Origin of the sequence: Stenotrophomonas sp. yr243 (genome assembly GCF_900184195.1) — a bacterium.
In the GTDB taxonomy this organism is placed as follows: domain Bacteria; phylum Pseudomonadota; class Gammaproteobacteria; order Xanthomonadales; family Xanthomonadaceae; genus Stenotrophomonas; species Stenotrophomonas lactitubi.
The window spans coordinates 23,168-40,674 of the sequence record NZ_FXWT01000001.1 but is presented as its reverse complement, the minus strand read 5'-3'; the positions used below and the strand labels follow the sequence as shown (position 1 = coordinate 40,674).

The window sequence follows — 17,507 nt, the reverse complement described above, 5'->3', positions numbered from 1 at the left end:
CCCCGCCGCCCTGCCAGCAAGGAGAACCTGCATGAACATCGCTTCCCGCCTGCGCCTGTGCGCGCTCCCGCTTGTCGTTTCACTGGTGCTGGCCGCCTGTGGCGACAAGGCACCGCCGTCTTCGGGCAACCCCGACGCAGCTGCGCCGGCTGCCGCCACCGCCGAGGCCGGGGCACTTCCCGCAGGCTGGCAGCGGGTGGCGGGCAATGACGTGCCGACCCTGCCGGGGCAGCAGGCGGTGTTGCCGACCAAGGTCCAGTCCGACGATGGTGCCGGTGTGGAGGTGGACGACACCAGCCGGATCATTGCCGGCGGCGACGACATCATCGCGGTGATCGAAGCGCTGGGACTGGGCAAGCAGGTGTTCGCCGCGCCGACCAACACCACCACCGAGGCAGGCCTGGCTGCGCCGCATCAGTTCCTGTTCAACCGCACGACCGGCGTGGAAGGCGTGCTGAGCCTGCAGGGCTCGCTGTTCATCGGCAACAGCCTGCGCCGCCACACCGAGCTGGCAAAGAAGCTACGTGAAGTAGGCGAGCCCGCGGTGGTGATCGATGACCTGCAGCCGGCACCGGACAAGGTGCGCAAGATTGCCGCCGTGCTCGGCGTGGCCGACGCAGGGCAGACCTTGGCCACCCAGGTGCAGCGTCAGCTGGATGAGGCTGCCGTTATCGGCAAGGGGCTGGAGCATGCGCCGCGGGTGATCCATGTGTCGGCGACGGGTGCAGGCGGTGCACCGACCGTGGCCGGTGCCGACAGCGCGTCGGCCAAGCTGATCGCGCTGGTCGGCGGCATCAACATCGGCACCGAGGCCGGCGTGGCCAACTATTCGCGGCTGAGCAACGAAGGCGTGGTCGCGGCGGCACCGGAGGTAATTCTGGTGACCGAGCATGACCTGCAGTTGTTTGGCGGTGCCGAGGGCCTGTGGAAGGCCTATCCGACCCTGAAGCAGACTCCGGCCGGACAGGCCAACCGGGTCTGGGTGATGCCGGATGCGCAGCTGAAGTACGCCAGCATCGGTTCCGGTGCGGGCGCGTTGGCTCTGGCCCAGGCGCTGGCGGCGCTGCCGAAGGCATGAGTCCTGCGGATCGGCGCCGCCGTCGCGGGCGGACGATGTTGTTGATTGCGCTGGTCGCGCTGCTGGGTGCGGTGCTGGCGTCGTTTGCCGTGGGGCCGCTGCGCCTGCCGCCACTGGAAGTGATGCAGGCGCTGGCGGTGAAGCTGGGCCTGCTCGATCCGCAATCGGTCAGCAGCCGTGACCTGGCCGTGGTGTGGCAGCTGCGCATTCCGCGTGCGCTGCTGGGTGCCATGGTGGGGGCGGCGCTGGCGATGGCCGGCGCCAGCCTGCAGGGACTGTTCGGCAATCCGCTGGCCGATCCGGGCATTGTCGGTGTCAGCCAGGGTGCTGCGTTGGGCGCGGTGGCGGCGATCGTGCTCGGTGCGGCAGGCGCAGCCGGCTGGCTGGTGCCGGTGGCGGCGTTCGGCGGCGGTGCCGCCGCGATCGGGTTGACCTACGCGCTGGCACGGCCGGGCAAGGGCAGCGGCAATGCCACGCTGTTGCTGGTGGGCATTGCGATGGCCGCATTCTGCTCGGCCCTGATCGGCTTCCTGACCTACATCGCCAACGAAAGCGAACTGCAATCGCTGGTGTTCTGGCAGATGGGCTCGTTGGCGCGTGCCAACTGGGCTGATGTGGTGGCGGTGCTGCCGCTGTTTGCCATCGGCGCATTCGCGCTGCAGCGCCTGGCCACGCCGCTGGACATGCTGGCACTGGGCGAACGCCAGGCGCAGCACCTGGGGCTGGATGTGGCGCGTACGCGACGCCTGCTGGTGGCGTTCAGTGCGCTGTTGGTGGGTTCTGCGGTGGCGTTCGCCGGTTCGATCAGCTTCGTTGGCCTGGTGGTGCCGCATGTGGCGCGGTTGCTGGTCGGCCCCGGCCATCGCTGGCTGCTGCCGTTGTCGGGCTTGCTGGGTGCGCTGCTGATCGTGGTGGCCGACACCGCTGCACGCACCCTGGACCCGCCCGCCGAGATTCCACTGGGCCTGTTCTCCGCCGCGCTGGGCGCGCCGTTCTTCCTGTGGCTGGTGCTGCAGCAGCGTCGCAAGGCGGCTGCATGAGCGCATTTCTGCAATTGCGCGACGTGGTGGTGCGCCGCCAGCAGCGCGAAATCCTGCATGGCATCACCCTCGGATTCCAGCCGGGCACGGTGACGGCGCTGGTGGGCCCCAATGGTGCCGGCAAGTCCACCCTGCTGGGTGTGGCGGCCGGCGATCTGCGCGCCGACGGTGGCGACGTGCATCTGCACGGACGCCCGCTGCGCGACTACAAGGCCGGGCCGCTGGCACGCGAACGTGCGGTGATGCCGCAGGAACATGGCGTGCGCTTCGCCTTCAGCGTGGAGGAAGTGGTGGCGATGGGGCGCCTGCCGCATCCGCCGGATCCGCAGGTGGACGATGCGCAGGTCGAAAGCGCAATCGATGCTGCCGAACTGCAGGTACTGCGCCTGCGCGAAGTGCAGCAGCTGTCGGGCGGTGAATCGGCGCGGACCACCTTCGCCCGCGTGCTGGCGCAGGACACGCCGTTGCTGTTGCTGGATGAGCCCACGGCTGCACTGGATCTGCGCCACCAGGAGCGCACCCTGCGCAGCGTGCGTGCCTGCGCCGAAGCGGGCGCGTGCGTGATCGTGGTGCTGCATGACCTCAATCTGGCGGCAGGATATTCCGATCGCATCGTGCTGCTGGAGCAGGGCAGGGTGGCCGCTGACGGCACGCCTTCGGAGGTGTTGACTGAAGCCAACCTGCGGCGCGTCTACCAGCAGGACGTGGTGGTGCTGCAGCATCCGCGCCGCGGTGTGCCGTTGGTGGTGGTTACCTGAGGCGAAGCGGGCATGCGAGGTTGTGCCGCGTATCATGTGCGGCTCGATTTTTTCAAAGGAATGGCCTGATGAATCTCTCCCGCCCGCGTTGCGCCCTGTATGTCGCCTTGATCGGCGTTGTCGGCGCTGCAAACGCCGCTGCGACCACCAAGGTTTCGTTGATGACTGCATCCGAGCAGGCGTCGCTGATTGAGACACGGCATTCGACCGGCGAGGGTGCAGCGGTTTCATCGTTCACCACCGAGTACTTCGGCAATGGTGAGATCGGCATGGCCTGGGAGGACAAGCGTGTGCTGCTGTTGTGCAAGAAAGCGGCCTACCTCAATCTTCCAGGGATGAAGCCCGACGCCAGCAAGCTGTCGGTCGAACAGCGGCAGATGGTGGCCTACGAGGCGATGATGGCTGGCTTCGGCGGCATCGCTGCACTGGGTGCGGTCACCGGCGAGTCGATCGAGGTTGCCGATGACGGCACCGAGACGCGTCGCCCCGGCGAATCCACGTGGGCCTACGGCGTGGAGCGCTACGAGGTGGCGACCCAGCGCATGCCGGACGACGTCCTGCGTGTGCGCGTGCGCAAGCAGGCGACGGTCAACAACGCAAAGCCGTCCGCGCCGGGTGACACCTTCAGTACCGATGAAGACCAGGCGGCGCGCCTGGCCGAACTGGCGCCCACCGGCAGCTGGACCGAAGTGCTGATCCATGGCGGTCCGCGCAAGCTGCGCACCGACCCGGCAATGTCCCTGAAGGGGTGGGTGTCGACCGTCGAGCAGCATGCTGCGACCGTGGGTGATGCCCGCCGTCTGCACGACTGCAAGTAAGCCGCCTGGCGTCCTGGGTTGCAGCCACCCATGGGGTGGCTCTACTTTGGGGCTCATCGTTCCATCCATGTGCGCAATATTCACTTGCGCGCCAGATTCACAGGTCTAAAATGCGCCGCATGAACCGGATGCCGCTCCTGAAGTTTTTCACCCTGACCCGCGCAAGCGCGGAACGGGCGTGTCTGCCTGGAGCCCCACGAGGCCGCTGATCGCGGCCTTCGCTGGACCATCCACAGAGCGCCCTCCGGGGCGCTCTTTTCGTTTCCGCTTTCCATCCATCAACCCGCTGCACCGCAAGGAGAACGTGCCATGCACCAGATCACCGAGACCGAACGCTAGCCGCACACCCTGTAGCCAACGGGGGTGTGCGGCCCCCGAAGTTGGCCCAGCAGGAATCCATCTCATGAACACCAACACCCAAACTCTGTCGCGTCTTCGCAACCTCGGCATCATTGCCCACATCGACGCTGGCAAAACCACGCTTACCGAACGCCTTCTGTGGAAGACCGGCGAGATCCACCGCGTCGGCGAAGTGCACGACGGCAACGCGACCACCGACTTCTCGGCGATCGAGCGCGAACGTGGCATCACCATCGGCGCTGCTGCCGTGCACGCGCAATGGGCGCCGCGCGATCTGCCGCTGCATCAGCTGACCCTGATCGACACCCCCGGCCACATCGACTTCGCCATCGAAGTCGAGCGTTCGCTGCGCGTGCTCGACGGTGCCGTGGCCGTGTTCTCGGCCGTGGACGGCGTGCAGCCGCAATCGGAGACCGTGTGGCGCCAGGCGCGCCGGCATGGCGTGCCGTTGATTGCGTTCGTCAACAAGATGGACCGCATCGGCGCCTCGTTCGAGCGCGTGCTGGAGCAGCTGCAGGACAAGCTGCGGGCGCGACCGTGGGCGCTGGGTATGCCGCTGGGCAGCGAAGGTGACTTCCATGGCTGGGTCGACCTGGTCGATGGCCGCGTGCTGCATTGGCAGGACGGAGGCGCGGCGACGGTGACGGCCTGGAGCGATGCCGAGCGCGCGCAATGGCGGCCGCAGCGCAATGCGCTGGTCGAAGCCGTGGCCGACCACGATGACGTGCTGGCAACGGCGTGGCTGGAAGGCCGTGACATCGACGCGGCGATGCTGCGTGCAGCGATCCGTCGCGCGACCCTGTCTGGTGCCGGCGTGCCGGTGCTGGCCGGTGCCGCGTTCAAGGACAAGGGCATCGAAACGCTGCTGGATGCAGTGGTCGATTACCTGCCGTCGCCGCTGGATCGTCCTGCCGTTACCGCTGAAAGCGAGGGTGGCGACGTCGTGCTGCCGCCGGACCCGGACGGCCCGCTGGCGGGCCTGCTGTTCAAGATCACCCACCAGCAGCACGGCGCATTGAGCTTCGTGCGGCTGTACTCGGGCACCTTGAAGGTGGGCGACAACGTGGCCAGCTCGCAGCACGCGCAAGGGCGTCGCATCAGCCGGCTGGTGCGCGTGCAGGCCGACCAGACCCAGGACATCGCACAGGCCGTGGCCGGCGACATCGTGGCGGTGCTGGGCTGGAAGGATGCGGTCAGCGGTGAAACGCTGAGCGGGCGAGGGCAGCCGTTGCTTCTGGAGAACATCCAGGCGCAGGCGCCGGTGCTGGCGTGGCGGCTGGAGCCGGCGCGTGCGGCTGACCTGATCCGATTGGCGCAGGGCCTGGCCAGCCTGGCTCAGGAAGATCCCTCGTTCCGGGTGGAAACCGATCGCGACACCGGTGAAACCCTGGCCTGGGGCATGGGCGAGCTGCACCTGGAAGTGATGGTCGAGCGCCTGCGCAGCGAGTGGAAGCTGGACATCGGCATTGGCGCGCCGCGCGTGGCTTACCAGGAGACGCCGCAGCGTGCCGTTGAAGGTGTTGTGGGCCGGTTGGTCAAGCAGACCGGTGGCCAGGGCCAGTTCGCGCACGTGGTGCTCGATGTGGTGCCGCGCGACGACGGTGAGGTCGTGTTCAATGACCGCATCGTTGGTGGCGTGGTTCCGCGCAACTTCATTGCTGCGGTGGAGAAGGGCGTTCGTGCCGCGCTGTCGGAAGGCCCCCAAGGCCATCCGGTGGTCGGCATCGAGGTCAGCCTGGTGGATGGCCAGACCCACGCCAAGGATTCGTCGGAGATGGCGTTCCATCGGGCGGGCAGCGAGGGCATCAAGGCTGCGCTGGCGGCCAGCGGCACGCAGTTGCTGGAACCGGTGATGGCTGTCACGGTGCATTCGCCGTCCGCCTCGGTGGGGGACGTGGTGGGAGATCTGAATCGTCGCCATGGCCGCGTCGCCCGCATCGACGACCAGGACGGTCGCGCCGAAGTCAGCGGTTTCGCGCCGCTGGCGCAGCTGGTCGGTTACACCACCTCGCTGCGTTCGCTGAGCCAGGGGCGGGCCAGCAGCGAATCGCATCTGCACGGCTACGAGCCGGTGCGTGCGTCGTAAGGAAGGAGCAGGGGAGCCCGTTCGCGGGCTCCCCTTTTTTGTGTGCTGACGGGGTCCGTATCCACGCATGGCGTGGATCTACCAATCTTGCATTGGCGGGGCCGCATCCACGCATCGCGTGGATCCATCCAGGGAAGTAGATCCACGCCGTGCGTGGATGGGTGCCATCCGTGCGCCACGCACTTGCACTGCATTGCAACAAAACTGCAGAAAAAGCTGGATTAAAGTGATGCCTCACGATAAATTGCGCACCCCCCGTTGCTTGCCGCCGCCCGCACCCTGCCCATGCGTGATGACAATGATCCCGGAACCCTGGAGCTGACCCTGCCGCGCAAACGCGGTCGGCCGCCCAAGTTCGGGTACGCAATGAGCGACGCACAGCGGGCCGCACGCTATCGGGCGCGGCGCGCAGGGCAGGCCAACCACGCCGACGTGCGGCACTGCAGCGATATGGTCCTGCTGGACAAGATCCGCGCGGCGGTCAGTGCACGCGACACCGAATTGGCCGGTTTTCTGGTCCACGTTCTGTGGCAGCGTTACCCGTTGCAGCTGAAATAAGTCGGCTGCGGGGTGGCCGTTGTCACCTGCCTTGTTGATAATGCGGGATTCAGGTTGTTCCCGCTGGCGCGCCCGGGATGGCAGGCGCGCATGATCGACATGGTTTCTACGATGACCACCACCAGCGACACCACCACCGAAGCTGCGCCGAGCAGCGCGCCCTTGTTCTACACCCGTCCGGTGCCGCTGCAGGCAGACCTGCACGCCGATCTGCGCATCCTGCCGGGCAAGCTCGAATTCGCTGCCAGCAGCAACTCGATCCCGCTGGTGCTGGGCGAATTCTCGCTGGCGCTGCACCACTTCCCGATCCTGTTCGCAGGCCCGAGCGCGGTGCCGATGGCGGCGGTGGGTGTGACCACCGACAACCTGTTCATCACCGATGGCCTGTGGGACGACGAGACCTACATTCCGGCCTACCTGCGCCGCCATCCCTTCATCTTCATCGACACCGGCGCAGACAATGACTTCCTGCTCGGCATCGACGAAGACAGCCCGCGCATCGTCCGTGGTGGCGAAGAAGGCCAGCCGCTGTTCGTCGATGGCAAGGCCACCGACATGGTGCAGCAGGCGCTCGAGTTCTGCGGCCAGTTCACCCGCGAGCACGAACAGACCCAGGCGTTCTCCAAGGCGCTGGTCGACAACGGCCTGCTGGTCGAGCGCAATGCAACCGTGCGCCTGCCCGATGGTCGTGAGTTCAACCTCAACGGCTTCTTCGTGGTTGACGTGGAGAAGTTCATTGCACTGCCGGACGCGACCGTCGTCGAATGGCACCGCAACGGCTGGCTGGCGCTGATCCACCAGCACCTGATGTCGCTGGGTCGCTTCAACGACCTGACCCGCCGCCAGGCGGGTCGCAACGCCGCCTGATTCAGGCCGCCGGCGCGGTTCCTGCACCCCGGGAGCCGCGCCAGCCTTGCATCTCGACCAGCACCTGGCGCGCATCATCCCATTCGGGTGGCGTGTGGTCGCCCAGCTCCCAGAGATCACCGGCAAGCGCCTCCATGCCGTCCGTACCAAGCATCTGCAGCGCCCCCTGCAGCCGATGCGCGTGATGGCGCAATTGCGCGTCATCACGACGAGCAATCGCCTCATGCAGGCATTGCAGTTCGTGATCGATATCTTCTTCGTAGGCGGCCACCAGTTCGTGGGCAATGCCCTCGCTGGTACTGGCGGTCACAGGCTGATCGAGAGCCCGTAGCAGCGCATCGATCTGCAGCGGCTTGACCAGCACCGCGTCGATGCCCGCCGCCTGGCAGCGTAGTGCGTGGTCACCACCGGTGAAGGCGGAGAGCGCAAGCAGCCGGGCACGAGGTGCTCCTTCTTCCTCGTGCAACCGCAATTGCCGGGCCAGCGCGTATCCATCCATTCCCGGCAGGCCGATATCCAGCATCACCAGCGGGCAGGGCGCCTCCTTCTGCAGCGCCAATGCATCGTCGGCGTTGGCAGCCTCCTGTACCGTCGCGCCCCAGCACCGCAGCTGGGCTGCAATGACCTGTCGGTTCAGCGCGTGGTCCTCGACCAGCAGGATGCGCATGCCGTCCAGCCGGGGCAAGGCGGCCGCTGTTGAAGCGGCCTGCGCATCTTCCTGCACCGGCTGCACGGGCAGATGCAGAATGAAGCGGCTGCCGCGTCCATGCACGCTATGAACATCCAGAGTGCCACCCATCGCTTCGGCCAGCGTGCGACAGATCGACAGGCCCAGCCCGCTGCCTCCGCGCTGCCTGCCGGCGTCGGCCTGCTGGAAGGGGACGAACAGCCCTTTCATCTGCGCTGGCGCGATGCCGATGCCGCTATCGATGACTTCTATCAGCAGTGATGCGGGCTTCGCTGGCGTATCCAGCTGCAGGCGCAGTTCAATGCCGCCTACGTCGGTGAACTTGACGGCATTGCCGAGCAGGTTGTCGAGCAGTTGCCGCAGGCAGTCCGGGTCCGTTGCCAGCAGGGGAAATGGCGCCTGCGGCGCGGAAAGTTGCAGGCACAGCGCCTTCTTCTGCGCCTCGGGTGCAATGGCCTGCAGCGCCTGCGTGCATACCGCATGAGCGTCGCAGGGCAACAGCTTCGGTCGGAAAGTGCCGCTGGCCAGGCGGGAGAAATCCAGTGTGCGATTGAGCAGTCCGCGCAGCGCGTGGCCCGCATTTGCAGCGGCGGCCACCAGCTCGCGCTGGCCAGCTGGCAATGGCGCCTGGCCCAGCAGGTCGATTGACGCCATGATCGCCTGGGCCGAATTGCGCACCTCATGGCTGATCATGCCGGCCATCTGGATCTGCTTCTGATCAAGGCCCTGCTGCAGACGCAGTCTGCGCGTGGCCAGCAATGGAAGCGCCAGCAGAACAACGAGCGCAGGCAAAAGCCAAAGTGTGGTGGCACCGAACTGACGCCGCAGCGTCTGCCCGAAGGCGGCTGGCAGCGCCTGCTGGGCCCAACGCTGCAGCAGCCGGGCATGTTCTTCGACGGTGATGTCATCCAGCGCCGCCTCGATGCGCTCAAGCAGCCTCTGGTCTTCGCGCCTGGCAAGCAGATGCAGTTGGGTCGGAAAACCGGCGTCAAGCACCTGCAAGCGCAGGCTGTGGGAAAAGTGGCGCCGCGTCATCGGACGCGCGGTGGATTCCAGGCCGATCGCTGCGTCGGCAATGCCAGCATCCACCGCAGCCAAGGCCGCCCGCATGCTGGGCTGGGGCAGGACGGGCACTGCCGGGTAGTGCTCGGCGAGCCACGCCGGATAGGGGCCTCCTTCAACGGCAGCGATCCGCAGCGTGCCGACATCGGCAACCCGCCGCGGCAAGCGCTCGCCGATGCGGCCGGCCAGCACGCTTGCACCGCCATGAAAGCTGCGCGAGGGCGTCAGGCTGGGGCAGGGCAGGCGCGCCCCATCGCCAGCACCCTGCACCAGTACAAGATCAGCCCGTCCCTCGCAGACGGCACTCATCGCTGCCAAGGTGCTGGGGAAGGCGAGTTCAACGAAGGCCAGGCCGGAATGGCGGGCAACGAGCGAAGCATAGCCATGCGCCAGCGTCTGCAGCACCTCGGGATCTGCAGCATCTTCGGGCGCAGGGTGCAGCGTGGGCCCCGCAGCCACCCGGACCTCGCGCCCAGCGGCCCATTCTCCGTGCTGGATATCGCCCGCGGACGTGCAGGGAAGCAGTGTGAGCAGCGCCAGCAGCAGGGATTTGCGTGCGCGCTTCAGCAGCGCGGTCACAGGGCCTCCAGCTGCTGCCGCATCGCGAAGATCTCCGCATCATTGCGCAACCCCAGCTTGCGCAGGGCCGCGACCTTCTGCGTGCTGACGGTCTTGATGCTTCGGTGCCGGTGCAAGGCAATCTCCGAAACGGTCAGCCCATCCAGGACCAAACGAATGACCTCGCGCTCATTCCTGCTCAGGGCGTCGCAGGGCGTCAGCAGCTTGCACGAAGGCGGTATCCGGCAAAGTCCTTGGGAGACACGCACGACCGCGTCGGAAAGTTCGGCCAATGGTTCGGATTTGCCGACAAAGCCGCTGATTCCTGCATCCAGCAAATGGTTGATGATCGCCGCCGAATTCTGCCCGGCGAAGCCAAGCAGCGTCACCCGCGGTAGCGCCTGGCGCAGATGCTGGACGAGCTCGGCGCCGCTGATATCACGGGGCGCCAGGGTGATGTCGATGACGGCCACATCCGCGTGGCACTGCTGCAGGGCCAGCACAAAGGTCTGGCTGTCACTGTGGCTGGCTACGATCTCGAAGCGGCTGTCGTTGCCGAGATGAAAGGCCGTGCCACGGCGGACGACGTCATGGTCATCGAGCAGGGCCAGGCGAAGCCGGCGCGGTGCAGGGAATCCGTTCATGCGCAGGAGTGTTGTCAGCGCCGAGTGGCGTGGCGCTTATTCTGGCGCCGCTGTCGCGTCGTTCATCGAAAACGTTCGATTTTTGAGACTTTTCCTAGAGCGGAGTTGGTAGAAGCCTGGTCTTTGTGTCGGGAATGGCACTACGCGGGTGCGGCAGCGCAGCCTGTTGCGTCTTTGCCTGTGCGTGGTGGTGCCAATTAATGTGACGCGTCACGCCCGGCGGACCCACTAACGTGGACTGAAAAAAGGGGCGGCCGCAAGGCCGCCCCAATGTCGCTCAATGGGCGTACTGCAATCAGAACCGCACCGACCACCGCGCGTTCGCACCATGGTCGCGGCTTTCACTGCCGAACTGGCCGCTGTAGCCCAGCTCCAACTGCTGGTGCGGGCTCAGCCATGCCGACACGCCCAGCTCGGTCACTACCGCGTTGTCAGCAATGGGAGCGCCACTGACGGCAAACGCGGCGCCACCGTTGACGAAGGCGAGGTTGGCCACCTGGCTGCGGTCGCCAGTGGCCCGCCGATAGCCCACCGCACCGCGTAGGTGCAGCCAGCTTTCCTGCTGGAACGAGGCCTTCAGTCCCTTGTCGAAACGCAGGCCGGCGGTGGCTACGGTGGTGCCGGTGTCGTCGACCTCGCCTTGCAGCGCCGCTGCACCTCCGCGTTCGTTGACGCGCTTCAGGTCCACTTCCACACGTGCAACCTGCAGATACGGCTCCAACCCGCCCTCCGGCCCGCCGAAACGATAACCGGCTTCAAGGAACGCTTGACGCGTACGGCCGTCATAGCGCGCGCTCAGGGTGTCACTGAAGCCCGCGAATGCCACCTCGCGGGTACTGTCCACTTCGTGCTTGCTCCAGGCCACGCCGCCGCGCAGGCCGAAGCCACCCCAGTTGTGGCTGGCGTAGGCGCCGAAGTGGGTGTTGTCGATCTTCGACTTGGCACGCCGGCCATCCTGCTGCTTCACATCGGTGCGGCCGGTGCCGGCCAGCAGGCCGACCTGCCATCGATCGAACTCGCGGTCGATGCCGACCAGCAGGCCGTTGCTGTTGGCTTCGGTGCGTGCCGTTTCGGCATTGCCATCCAGTTTGCCGTTGCCACCGATCGCCTGTACCCAGACGCCGGCTGCGTCGCTGCCACCGGCACCTGGTGCGGCTACGCCGGCACGGCGCGACAATGCCGCATCACGCACATAGCGACTGCTTTCGACCAGCGCCAGCGGCGTCGCAGCGTGCAGTTCGCCACTCAGGCCATCCAGTACCGCAGCCACCTGCTGAGGGAACAACTGGGTCAACGGCTTGGGAAGGCCCTGGTTGATCGCGAGGGTATCGGCCGCAGCGCCCACGGCGCGCTGGTTCGGAGTGCTGGCCGCGGTTGCCAGCAGGGCACCGCGGGCCACGCCGATGCGCGTGGTATTGGCGGCGTAGGCCACACTGAACTGCAGGAAGGGTGAGAACGCGCTGAAATCGGTCTTCGCGAACTGGCCGCTCACGCCGCCATCGGCGCGCAGCACGTTGAACTGTTCGCCCAGGTAATACACACCCGGCTCGGGTAGTGCCAGCAGGGTTCCGCCCAGCGTCGCAGTGCCGGTGACGTGCAGCTGGTCACTGCGGCTGCCCGGTGCCAGCTCGGCCGCATAGGTGCCGGTCGCACCCTGCACGTAGTTGCCGTTGATGGTCAGCGTGCCGATGGAATTGCCTGGCGCGATGATGCCGTCCACGCTGGTGCTGCCGAGCGTGCCGATGCCCTTCAGCAGGCCGTTGGTGCCGACCGTGGTGGTGGCGCCGGTCTGCGTGCCGTTGAAGGAGACCACGCCGCCGTCGACCACCAGGTTACTGTCCTTCAGTACGCCGCTGGCGCTGATCGTGCTGACGCCGCCGGTGGTGTTCAGTGCGGTGGAAGCCAGAGTGCCGTTGAGCAGGAGGTGGCCGTTCTGCACCTCGACTGCCGAGGTGAGGGCGTTGCTGCCATTCAACTCCAGCGTGCCCTCGCGAAGCACCACACCGTTGAAACTGTTGTCGCCGCTCAGGCGCAGCCAACCGATGCCGGACTTGGTCAGCTTGCCGGGGCCTGCGATGTCGTTGGTCCAGTCGTCCCAGGCGTCACCTTCCCAGACTTTCAGGCCGCCGGCCTTCTGGTTCATTGCCACGTCGGTGTCCACGCGCAGCGAGCCATAGCCTTCGATGGCCTTGCGCAGATCGACCATGCCCCAGCCGTAGACATCGTCCACTCCCGGCGCGCCGAGGTCACGCGCCGTTGTCAGCAGGACGTCACGCACCTGCGCATTGTCCAGATAGGGGAAGCGCTCGAACAACAGGCCCAATGCGCCGGTGATGTGTGGAGCGGCCATCGAGGTTCCGCTCTTCTTGACGTAGTCGTAGTCCGGCAGCAGGCTCCGCGTGTCAATTGTGACGTTGCCAGCGCTGTCCTTGGAAAGCGTGGCGTCCAGCTTGGTTTTGGCGCCATAGGTTGTAGAAAGAATTGCCGTGCCAGGTGCCGCCAAGCACCAGTTTGCGGCCAGGCCGCAGCGCATGGAGCGATTGCTCAGCTCCAAGGCTTCATTGACGTTCACGACAGCCAGCCAATACGGCTCAACATCTTTCTGGGCGCGTGGCAGCGTGGCGTACATGCCCGCGATCGGCGCCTGTTGTGGAGATGGATTGGGCGCGTCGGTATTGCCTGCAGCCCATACTTGAATGAGGCCGGTCCCGCGCGAAGCGGTGGCCATCACGGCCAGCCGGTCGGCGAAAACCGCATGCGACAGATAGACGTCCATCTGCTGGGCCGTGCTCGGCTCGGTAGCAAGCCCCCAACTGTGGTTGATGGCCCGGATCTGCTGTTGTTCGAGCTGTTCGTACAATTGGCTGAAGGCCGCTGTAGGGGCGCTGACGGATTTGGAACTTCGCTCGAGCGTCATTCGTGGCGAAACACTGAGATGCGCCACACTGTTGGAAAACAGGCGGGCGACACTGAGGTCGGCACCGAAGGCTACGCCGTGCATGCCGGTGCCATCCCGATTGGCAGCGATCGTCCCAGACACATGGGTGCCATGTGTCCCGTAGGTGACCCCTTCAAAATAGTTGTTTCGGTTGAGCAAAGCGGCGTATCGCGGCTCAAGGGTCTGATAGGTGAGCTGGACCTGATCGCCATCGGTCCTGAAGCAACTGTTGGGGCCTTCGATCACCTCTGCCGGGCACAAACTGCCATCGGCAAGAACCCCCGCCAGGCGGATGCTCCGATGGTTCTTGCCGGCGAACTCGGGATGTCCAAGTGCGGCGCCATCGTCGAAAACACCCAGCCGGACGCCTTTGGCGGTCAGGCCGCGAGCGTAGGCGAACTCGGCGCCCATGGCAGCCAAACCCCAGTCTGCTTTGAACTCATCGGTGCGCCAGCTTTCTGGATCACCAGCATTGCCAAGAATGGCAGTGCTGGCGACCGCTGCAGGCGCAAGCGTCGCCGAGGCAGGGCCGGCAACGGATGAAACGGTAACGGTGTTGATCGTCGGCTGCGCCCATCCTTCCAGCAGTTGGCGCTGCTGCTGCCAGGCCTCCAGTGATTCAGTGGCCATCGCCGGCAACGCCGTTGCCAGCAGCAGCGAACTGATTACGGCAATCGCCAGGGGGCTGGGCGAGGGGGAGGGCGGCGAACGGTCGTGCAGCAGTCGAGTCATCATGCAGCTTCCTTGATTGGGTGACGGGACGAGGTGAGCAACTTGCGCCGGGCTTACGGGCCAGGTGCTGTAGAGCGTGCGGAAGCGGGGCGCTTGGACAGGGGTTTGTGGGCCGCTCCAAGTGGTAACGTCGGCAAGTGCGCCTCACCCCCAGTGGCTTGCTGATGCACGCAAGCCCGCTGGTGCCACTGGCCTGTTGCATCCGCCGGACCCGTGGCCAGAATCTGGGTGTTCGGTTACAGCCCAGGCGCGTAGATTTGATGGGCGGACCGGCGTCAATTGAGGCTGAGCGGCTGATTGCGGCTCGGCGCGATATCTGGGTGAGAAAGCGTGTGCGAGCTCGGCAGATCTATCGGGAGACGATCGCTGGCTTTAACAGCGCGGGCGTGCTGATGCAGCGTTGGCCGAGGCTAACCGTGGCGGGCCTGGGATTGGTGGCCCGCCAGGTAGGCGAACTCAGGGGCGTCAGCCTGGGAGATCGGCCTGGGAACAGGTGGGCCAGTCGGCTTAGAACATAATATACATACTGCCGTCGACAGAGTTGCTAAGGCTCTGAATTTGAACGGGATTTGCGCGCGCGACGCTTGGTGCTGCGACGACTACCAGCATCAACACTGCCGCCGCCGCGCTGAGTCTGTCCAGGACTGAGCGCCACACCTTGCGTTCGACCGGGGAGGTCGCGCGTTCGGCGTGAATCTTCGCCATCCAGACAGCACCGTCGAGCTTGCCCAGTTCGCAAAGCTGCGCAATTCGCTCATCTGAGAGACCTGCCACGCCCTTTCGCGCTTGGTGAAGGGTCTGCCGCTGAATTCCCAATTTCGTCGCCAAAGCCATATCGGACGGGAGTCCCGACCGTTCCCGCACTGCGTCGAGAAGTTCTGCAAGAGCGCTCATGTGATGAATCCTATTGACACGACGTGATGGGATCAGTTTACATCCGCCACGTGATGTAGATACATCACACCCGTCACCGGCACCCCAAGGCCGCTGGCGGGTTCCCTTGGGGGCTTGGGGTAGGGGACAGGGATGATCGATCCGCTTATTGCCTTCGTGCTGCTGGCAGCCATCGTGGCCGTGTCCATCGGTGGCGCTCGCATCGTTTCGTGGCTGCTCGACCGGCGTGACCACACCGCCTCGCAGCAGTCGTGCGAAGCCGCCTTCGTCGCCCAGGCTCGTGCCGAGCTGGCCGCAACCGGCTGGACCCCGAGCCACGAGGCGCTCTATCAGGCCGAAATCGCGGCCACCAAGCGCGGCAATCTTCTGGCCGCCGCCAACTACGCCGAGCAACAGGAGGCCGCCAATGTCCGCTGAGTGCTTCGTCATTAGCGCTTCGGACTGGGACCAGTTGATGTGGGTCTTCTCCGGCATGTGGCTCTTTCTCACCATCCTTTTCGTGCTGTCGCTGATCGATTGGGATGTGTTCTGGCACCTCCTGCGCCATTACGTAAGGGCGCTGCTGCGTCGTCGTCGCATGCAGCGCAACCGGGGTGCAGCAGATGGCCGTTGATCGCGCTCGCTTCAGGATGGCCGTTGAGGGCGGGGCAGGGGGCTTTTCCCCGCTTTCGCCCGGTGAAAAGGGGCAGCGGGCGGCGGCGGAGATTGGCCCGGGGAGTAACACGGGCCAAAAGGGTCAGCAGGACGCAATCATCGACTACCTGACCATTGTGGTCCCGCTCTCCGCCCTTGAAGAAGTGAACTGCAAGAAGCTGGATCTGTTGCTGTTTCGCATGTTCGGATTTCAGGGCGAAGTGGTTGCCGGTGCGATCCGTGATCGCAACTGGAACTTCTACGAGCAGTCAGCGGTGCTTATCGACCGGGAAAACGAAGTCGTCGGCCGTGTCGGCATCGGCGGTAAGAAGAACACCGTGTGCCTGAGCCTTACCGGCATGGGCTGCAAGTGGATTCGTGACTGGCCGCGTGTCTACAAGCAGTGCGCCATGCTCGACGCCAAGATCACCCGTGTGGATTGCGCGCACGACGACTACGAAGGCGAGCGCCTGGACGTGCATGCGCTGCGCGAAGTCGCTGCACAGGGCGGTTTCACCGAAGGCGGTTGCCCGCCGCGCCATCGTTTCATCTCCGATGAAGGCCATAACACCGGCTGCACGCTGTATGTCGGTGGCAAAGGTCACAAAGAACTGTGCGTGTACGAGAAGGGCAAAGCCGAGGGCCTGCCGTCTTCTCGTTGGGTGCGCGCCGAAGTGCGCCTCTATGGCAAGCACATGGAAATCCCGTTGGATGTGCTGTTGAACCCGGGCGCATACCTGCGCGGTTCGTACAGCGCCTTACAGGACCTCATCAAGGGCGTGTGCACTCGATTGCGCACGATCCGCAAGCACGTCGAAGTTTCTGCCGAGGCAATGGTGCTCTGGATGGAGCGTCAGGTAGGCCCGGCCCTCAGTGTTCTGCGCGGAGCGTTCGGAGCTTCTTGGTCCGACTTCTGCGAGGCCCGCATCGTCCGTGACGGTCACCCCGGACGTTTTCGCGGTATTGCCAAGGGTGACGCACTCCATCGTTTCGTGAGGGAAGAACTATGCCCATCTGCCGCGTAAAGTCCGGTGCCGTCGAAGAACGGCACAACACAAAGACCAACGCCATCAATCGTTCGCAGACCGTGGGTCTCGACCTCGGCAACGGCTTCGAACTGCCGTTCCGCGTCGGCCTTGGTCAGCGCCCCGCCTACCAGCCGGGTGAGTACGACATTGATCCGCAGTCGTTTGCTCTTAGCGAGTACGGCGATTTGGTGCTGAAGCGTTACGTGGATCTGGTCCCGCTGCAGGCCAAGGCCGCAGCAGCCCCGGCGAAGCCGTAAGCCATGGCCGTGCTGATCCCCGCTTGCCGCGAAGCCGACCTGGACACGGCCACGGGGACCTGCACGGCTGTGATCTGGATTCCTCAGCCGGCACTGCTGCCGGAACTGCCGATTGAGGATGCACAGGCCATTGGCGTAAAGATCGCGCTCCTTTGGGCTGTCGCGTACGTGTTCCGGCTCATTCGCAAGAAAATCGAACAGTCCTAGGAGGACGCATGAAGAAGATGTTTAACGCCCTGAAGGGCAAGGGCACCGCGCTGGCGGCCGTGGGTACTGCAGCGCTTGCGTCGGCTCCGGCGTTCGCGTCGGGCGGTACCGCTGTTGATGTGGGCGCGGTCGTTACCGCCATCAACGGTGCCTTGGGCCCCATCGGTCAGATCGGCATTGCAGTGCTGAGCGTGCTGGTGGGCATCAAGGTCTACAAGTGGGTGCGCCGCGCGATGTAATGGCAACCGGGGGGCAGGGCCGACTCCCTCCCCCCGGTCTTTCAACGCCCTGGACAGGGTAG

General features: G+C 65.4%; 17 protein-coding genes. 13 read left to right on the top strand and 4 right to left on the bottom strand.

Annotation, left to right across the window (positions count from 1 at the left end; genetic code table 11):
* The first annotated feature begins 31 nt into the window (after positions 1-31).
* The 7 genes from QOL57_RS00145 (at position 32) to QOL57_RS00115 (ending at position 7,565) form a co-directional block, all read left to right on the top strand.
* Entirely contained in the window at positions 32-1,078 is a 1,047-nt protein-coding gene (locus QOL57_RS00145; protein WP_089241107.1) for an ABC transporter substrate-binding protein, read from the top strand.
* The gene (locus QOL57_RS00140) at positions 1,075-2,118 is read left to right on the top strand and encodes an iron ABC transporter permease (protein ID WP_089241109.1); all 1,044 of its coding nucleotides are present in this window, start codon (positions 1,075-1,077) and stop codon (positions 2,116-2,118) included. The genes QOL57_RS00145 and QOL57_RS00140 overlap by 4 nt, the downstream gene beginning before the upstream one ends.
* On the top strand, positions 2,115-2,876 hold the full coding sequence (locus tag QOL57_RS00135; RefSeq protein WP_089241111.1) for a heme ABC transporter ATP-binding protein: 762 nt from the start codon (positions 2,115-2,117) through the stop codon (positions 2,874-2,876). Before QOL57_RS00140 ends, QOL57_RS00135 begins: the two co-directional genes overlap by 4 nt.
* 68 nt (positions 2,877-2,944) lie before the next feature.
* Positions 2,945-3,694 carry a hypothetical protein gene (locus QOL57_RS00130; protein ID WP_089241113.1) on the top strand — a complete coding sequence of 250 codons (750 nt, stop codon included), beginning with the start codon at positions 2,945-2,947 and terminating at the stop codon, positions 3,692-3,694.
* Positions 3,695-4,097: 403 nt separating this feature from the next.
* Entirely contained in the window at positions 4,098-6,140 is a 2,043-nt protein-coding gene (gene fusA, locus QOL57_RS00125) for an elongation factor G (protein WP_089241115.1), read from the top strand.
* 285 nt (positions 6,141-6,425) lie between these two features.
* Positions 6,426-6,698, top strand: a complete 273-nt coding sequence (locus tag QOL57_RS00120) for a hypothetical protein (RefSeq protein WP_025877210.1) — start codon at positions 6,426-6,428, stop codon at positions 6,696-6,698.
* Positions 6,699-6,809: 111 nt separating this feature from the next.
* Positions 6,810-7,565 (top strand): SapC family protein, encoded by a 756-nt coding sequence (locus QOL57_RS00115; RefSeq protein WP_089241308.1) that lies wholly within the window; start codon positions 6,810-6,812, stop codon positions 7,563-7,565.
* 1 nt (position 7,566) lies between these two features.
* Here the strand turns inward: QOL57_RS00115 and QOL57_RS00110 are convergent, their stop codons facing one another.
* The 4 genes from QOL57_RS00110 to QOL57_RS00095 form a co-directional block, all read right to left on the bottom strand.
* A complete protein-coding gene (locus QOL57_RS00110) occupies positions 7,567-9,894 on the bottom strand; it encodes an ATP-binding protein (protein WP_244900815.1) in 2,328 nt (775 codons plus the stop codon).
* Positions 9,891-10,517: a response regulator transcription factor gene (locus tag QOL57_RS00105; RefSeq protein WP_089241117.1), complete on the bottom strand. Its 627-nt coding sequence runs from the start codon at positions 10,515-10,517 to the stop codon at positions 9,891-9,893. Before QOL57_RS00105 ends, QOL57_RS00110 begins: the two co-directional genes overlap by 4 nt.
* Positions 10,518-10,812: 295 nt before the next feature.
* Entirely contained in the window at positions 10,813-14,187 is a 3,375-nt protein-coding gene (locus QOL57_RS00100; protein ID WP_089241312.1) for an autotransporter serine protease, read from the bottom strand.
* A gap of 507 nt (positions 14,188-14,694) precedes the next feature.
* Positions 14,695-15,081: a DUF3693 domain-containing protein gene (locus QOL57_RS00095; RefSeq protein ID WP_089241119.1), complete on the bottom strand. Its 387-nt coding sequence runs from the start codon at positions 15,079-15,081 to the stop codon at positions 14,695-14,697.
* Between the two features lie 132 nt (positions 15,082-15,213).
* Here QOL57_RS00095 and QOL57_RS00090 point away from each other — a divergent pair, with 132 nt between their 5' ends.
* From QOL57_RS00090 to QOL57_RS00065, 6 genes are read left to right on the top strand one after another with little or no spacing between them, the layout of a single operon-like run.
* Complete coding sequence (locus QOL57_RS00090; RefSeq protein ID WP_089241121.1) at positions 15,214-15,498, top strand: hypothetical protein; 285 nt, start codon at positions 15,214-15,216, stop codon at positions 15,496-15,498.
* A complete protein-coding gene (locus QOL57_RS00085) occupies positions 15,488-15,694 on the top strand; it encodes a hypothetical protein (RefSeq protein WP_089241123.1) in 207 nt (68 codons plus the stop codon). The genes QOL57_RS00090 and QOL57_RS00085 overlap by 11 nt, the downstream gene beginning before the upstream one ends.
* Positions 15,684-16,739, top strand: coding sequence for a replication initiation factor domain-containing protein (locus QOL57_RS00080; protein ID WP_089241314.1), 1,056 nt, complete (start codon positions 15,684-15,686; stop codon positions 16,737-16,739). Before QOL57_RS00085 ends, QOL57_RS00080 begins: the two co-directional genes overlap by 11 nt.
* Positions 16,721-16,999, top strand: a complete 279-nt coding sequence (locus QOL57_RS00075) for a single-stranded DNA-binding protein (protein ID WP_089241125.1) — start codon at positions 16,721-16,723, stop codon at positions 16,997-16,999. The genes QOL57_RS00080 and QOL57_RS00075 overlap by 19 nt, the downstream gene beginning before the upstream one ends.
* A 3-nt stretch (positions 17,000-17,002) precedes the next feature.
* Complete coding sequence (locus QOL57_RS00070) at positions 17,003-17,206, top strand: hypothetical protein (RefSeq protein ID WP_089241127.1); 204 nt, start codon at positions 17,003-17,005, stop codon at positions 17,204-17,206.
* Between the two features lie 8 nt (positions 17,207-17,214).
* Positions 17,215-17,445 (top strand): major capsid protein, encoded by a 231-nt coding sequence (locus QOL57_RS00065; RefSeq protein ID WP_089241129.1) that lies wholly within the window; start codon positions 17,215-17,217, stop codon positions 17,443-17,445.
* The last annotated feature ends 62 nt before the right edge of the window (positions 17,446-17,507 follow it).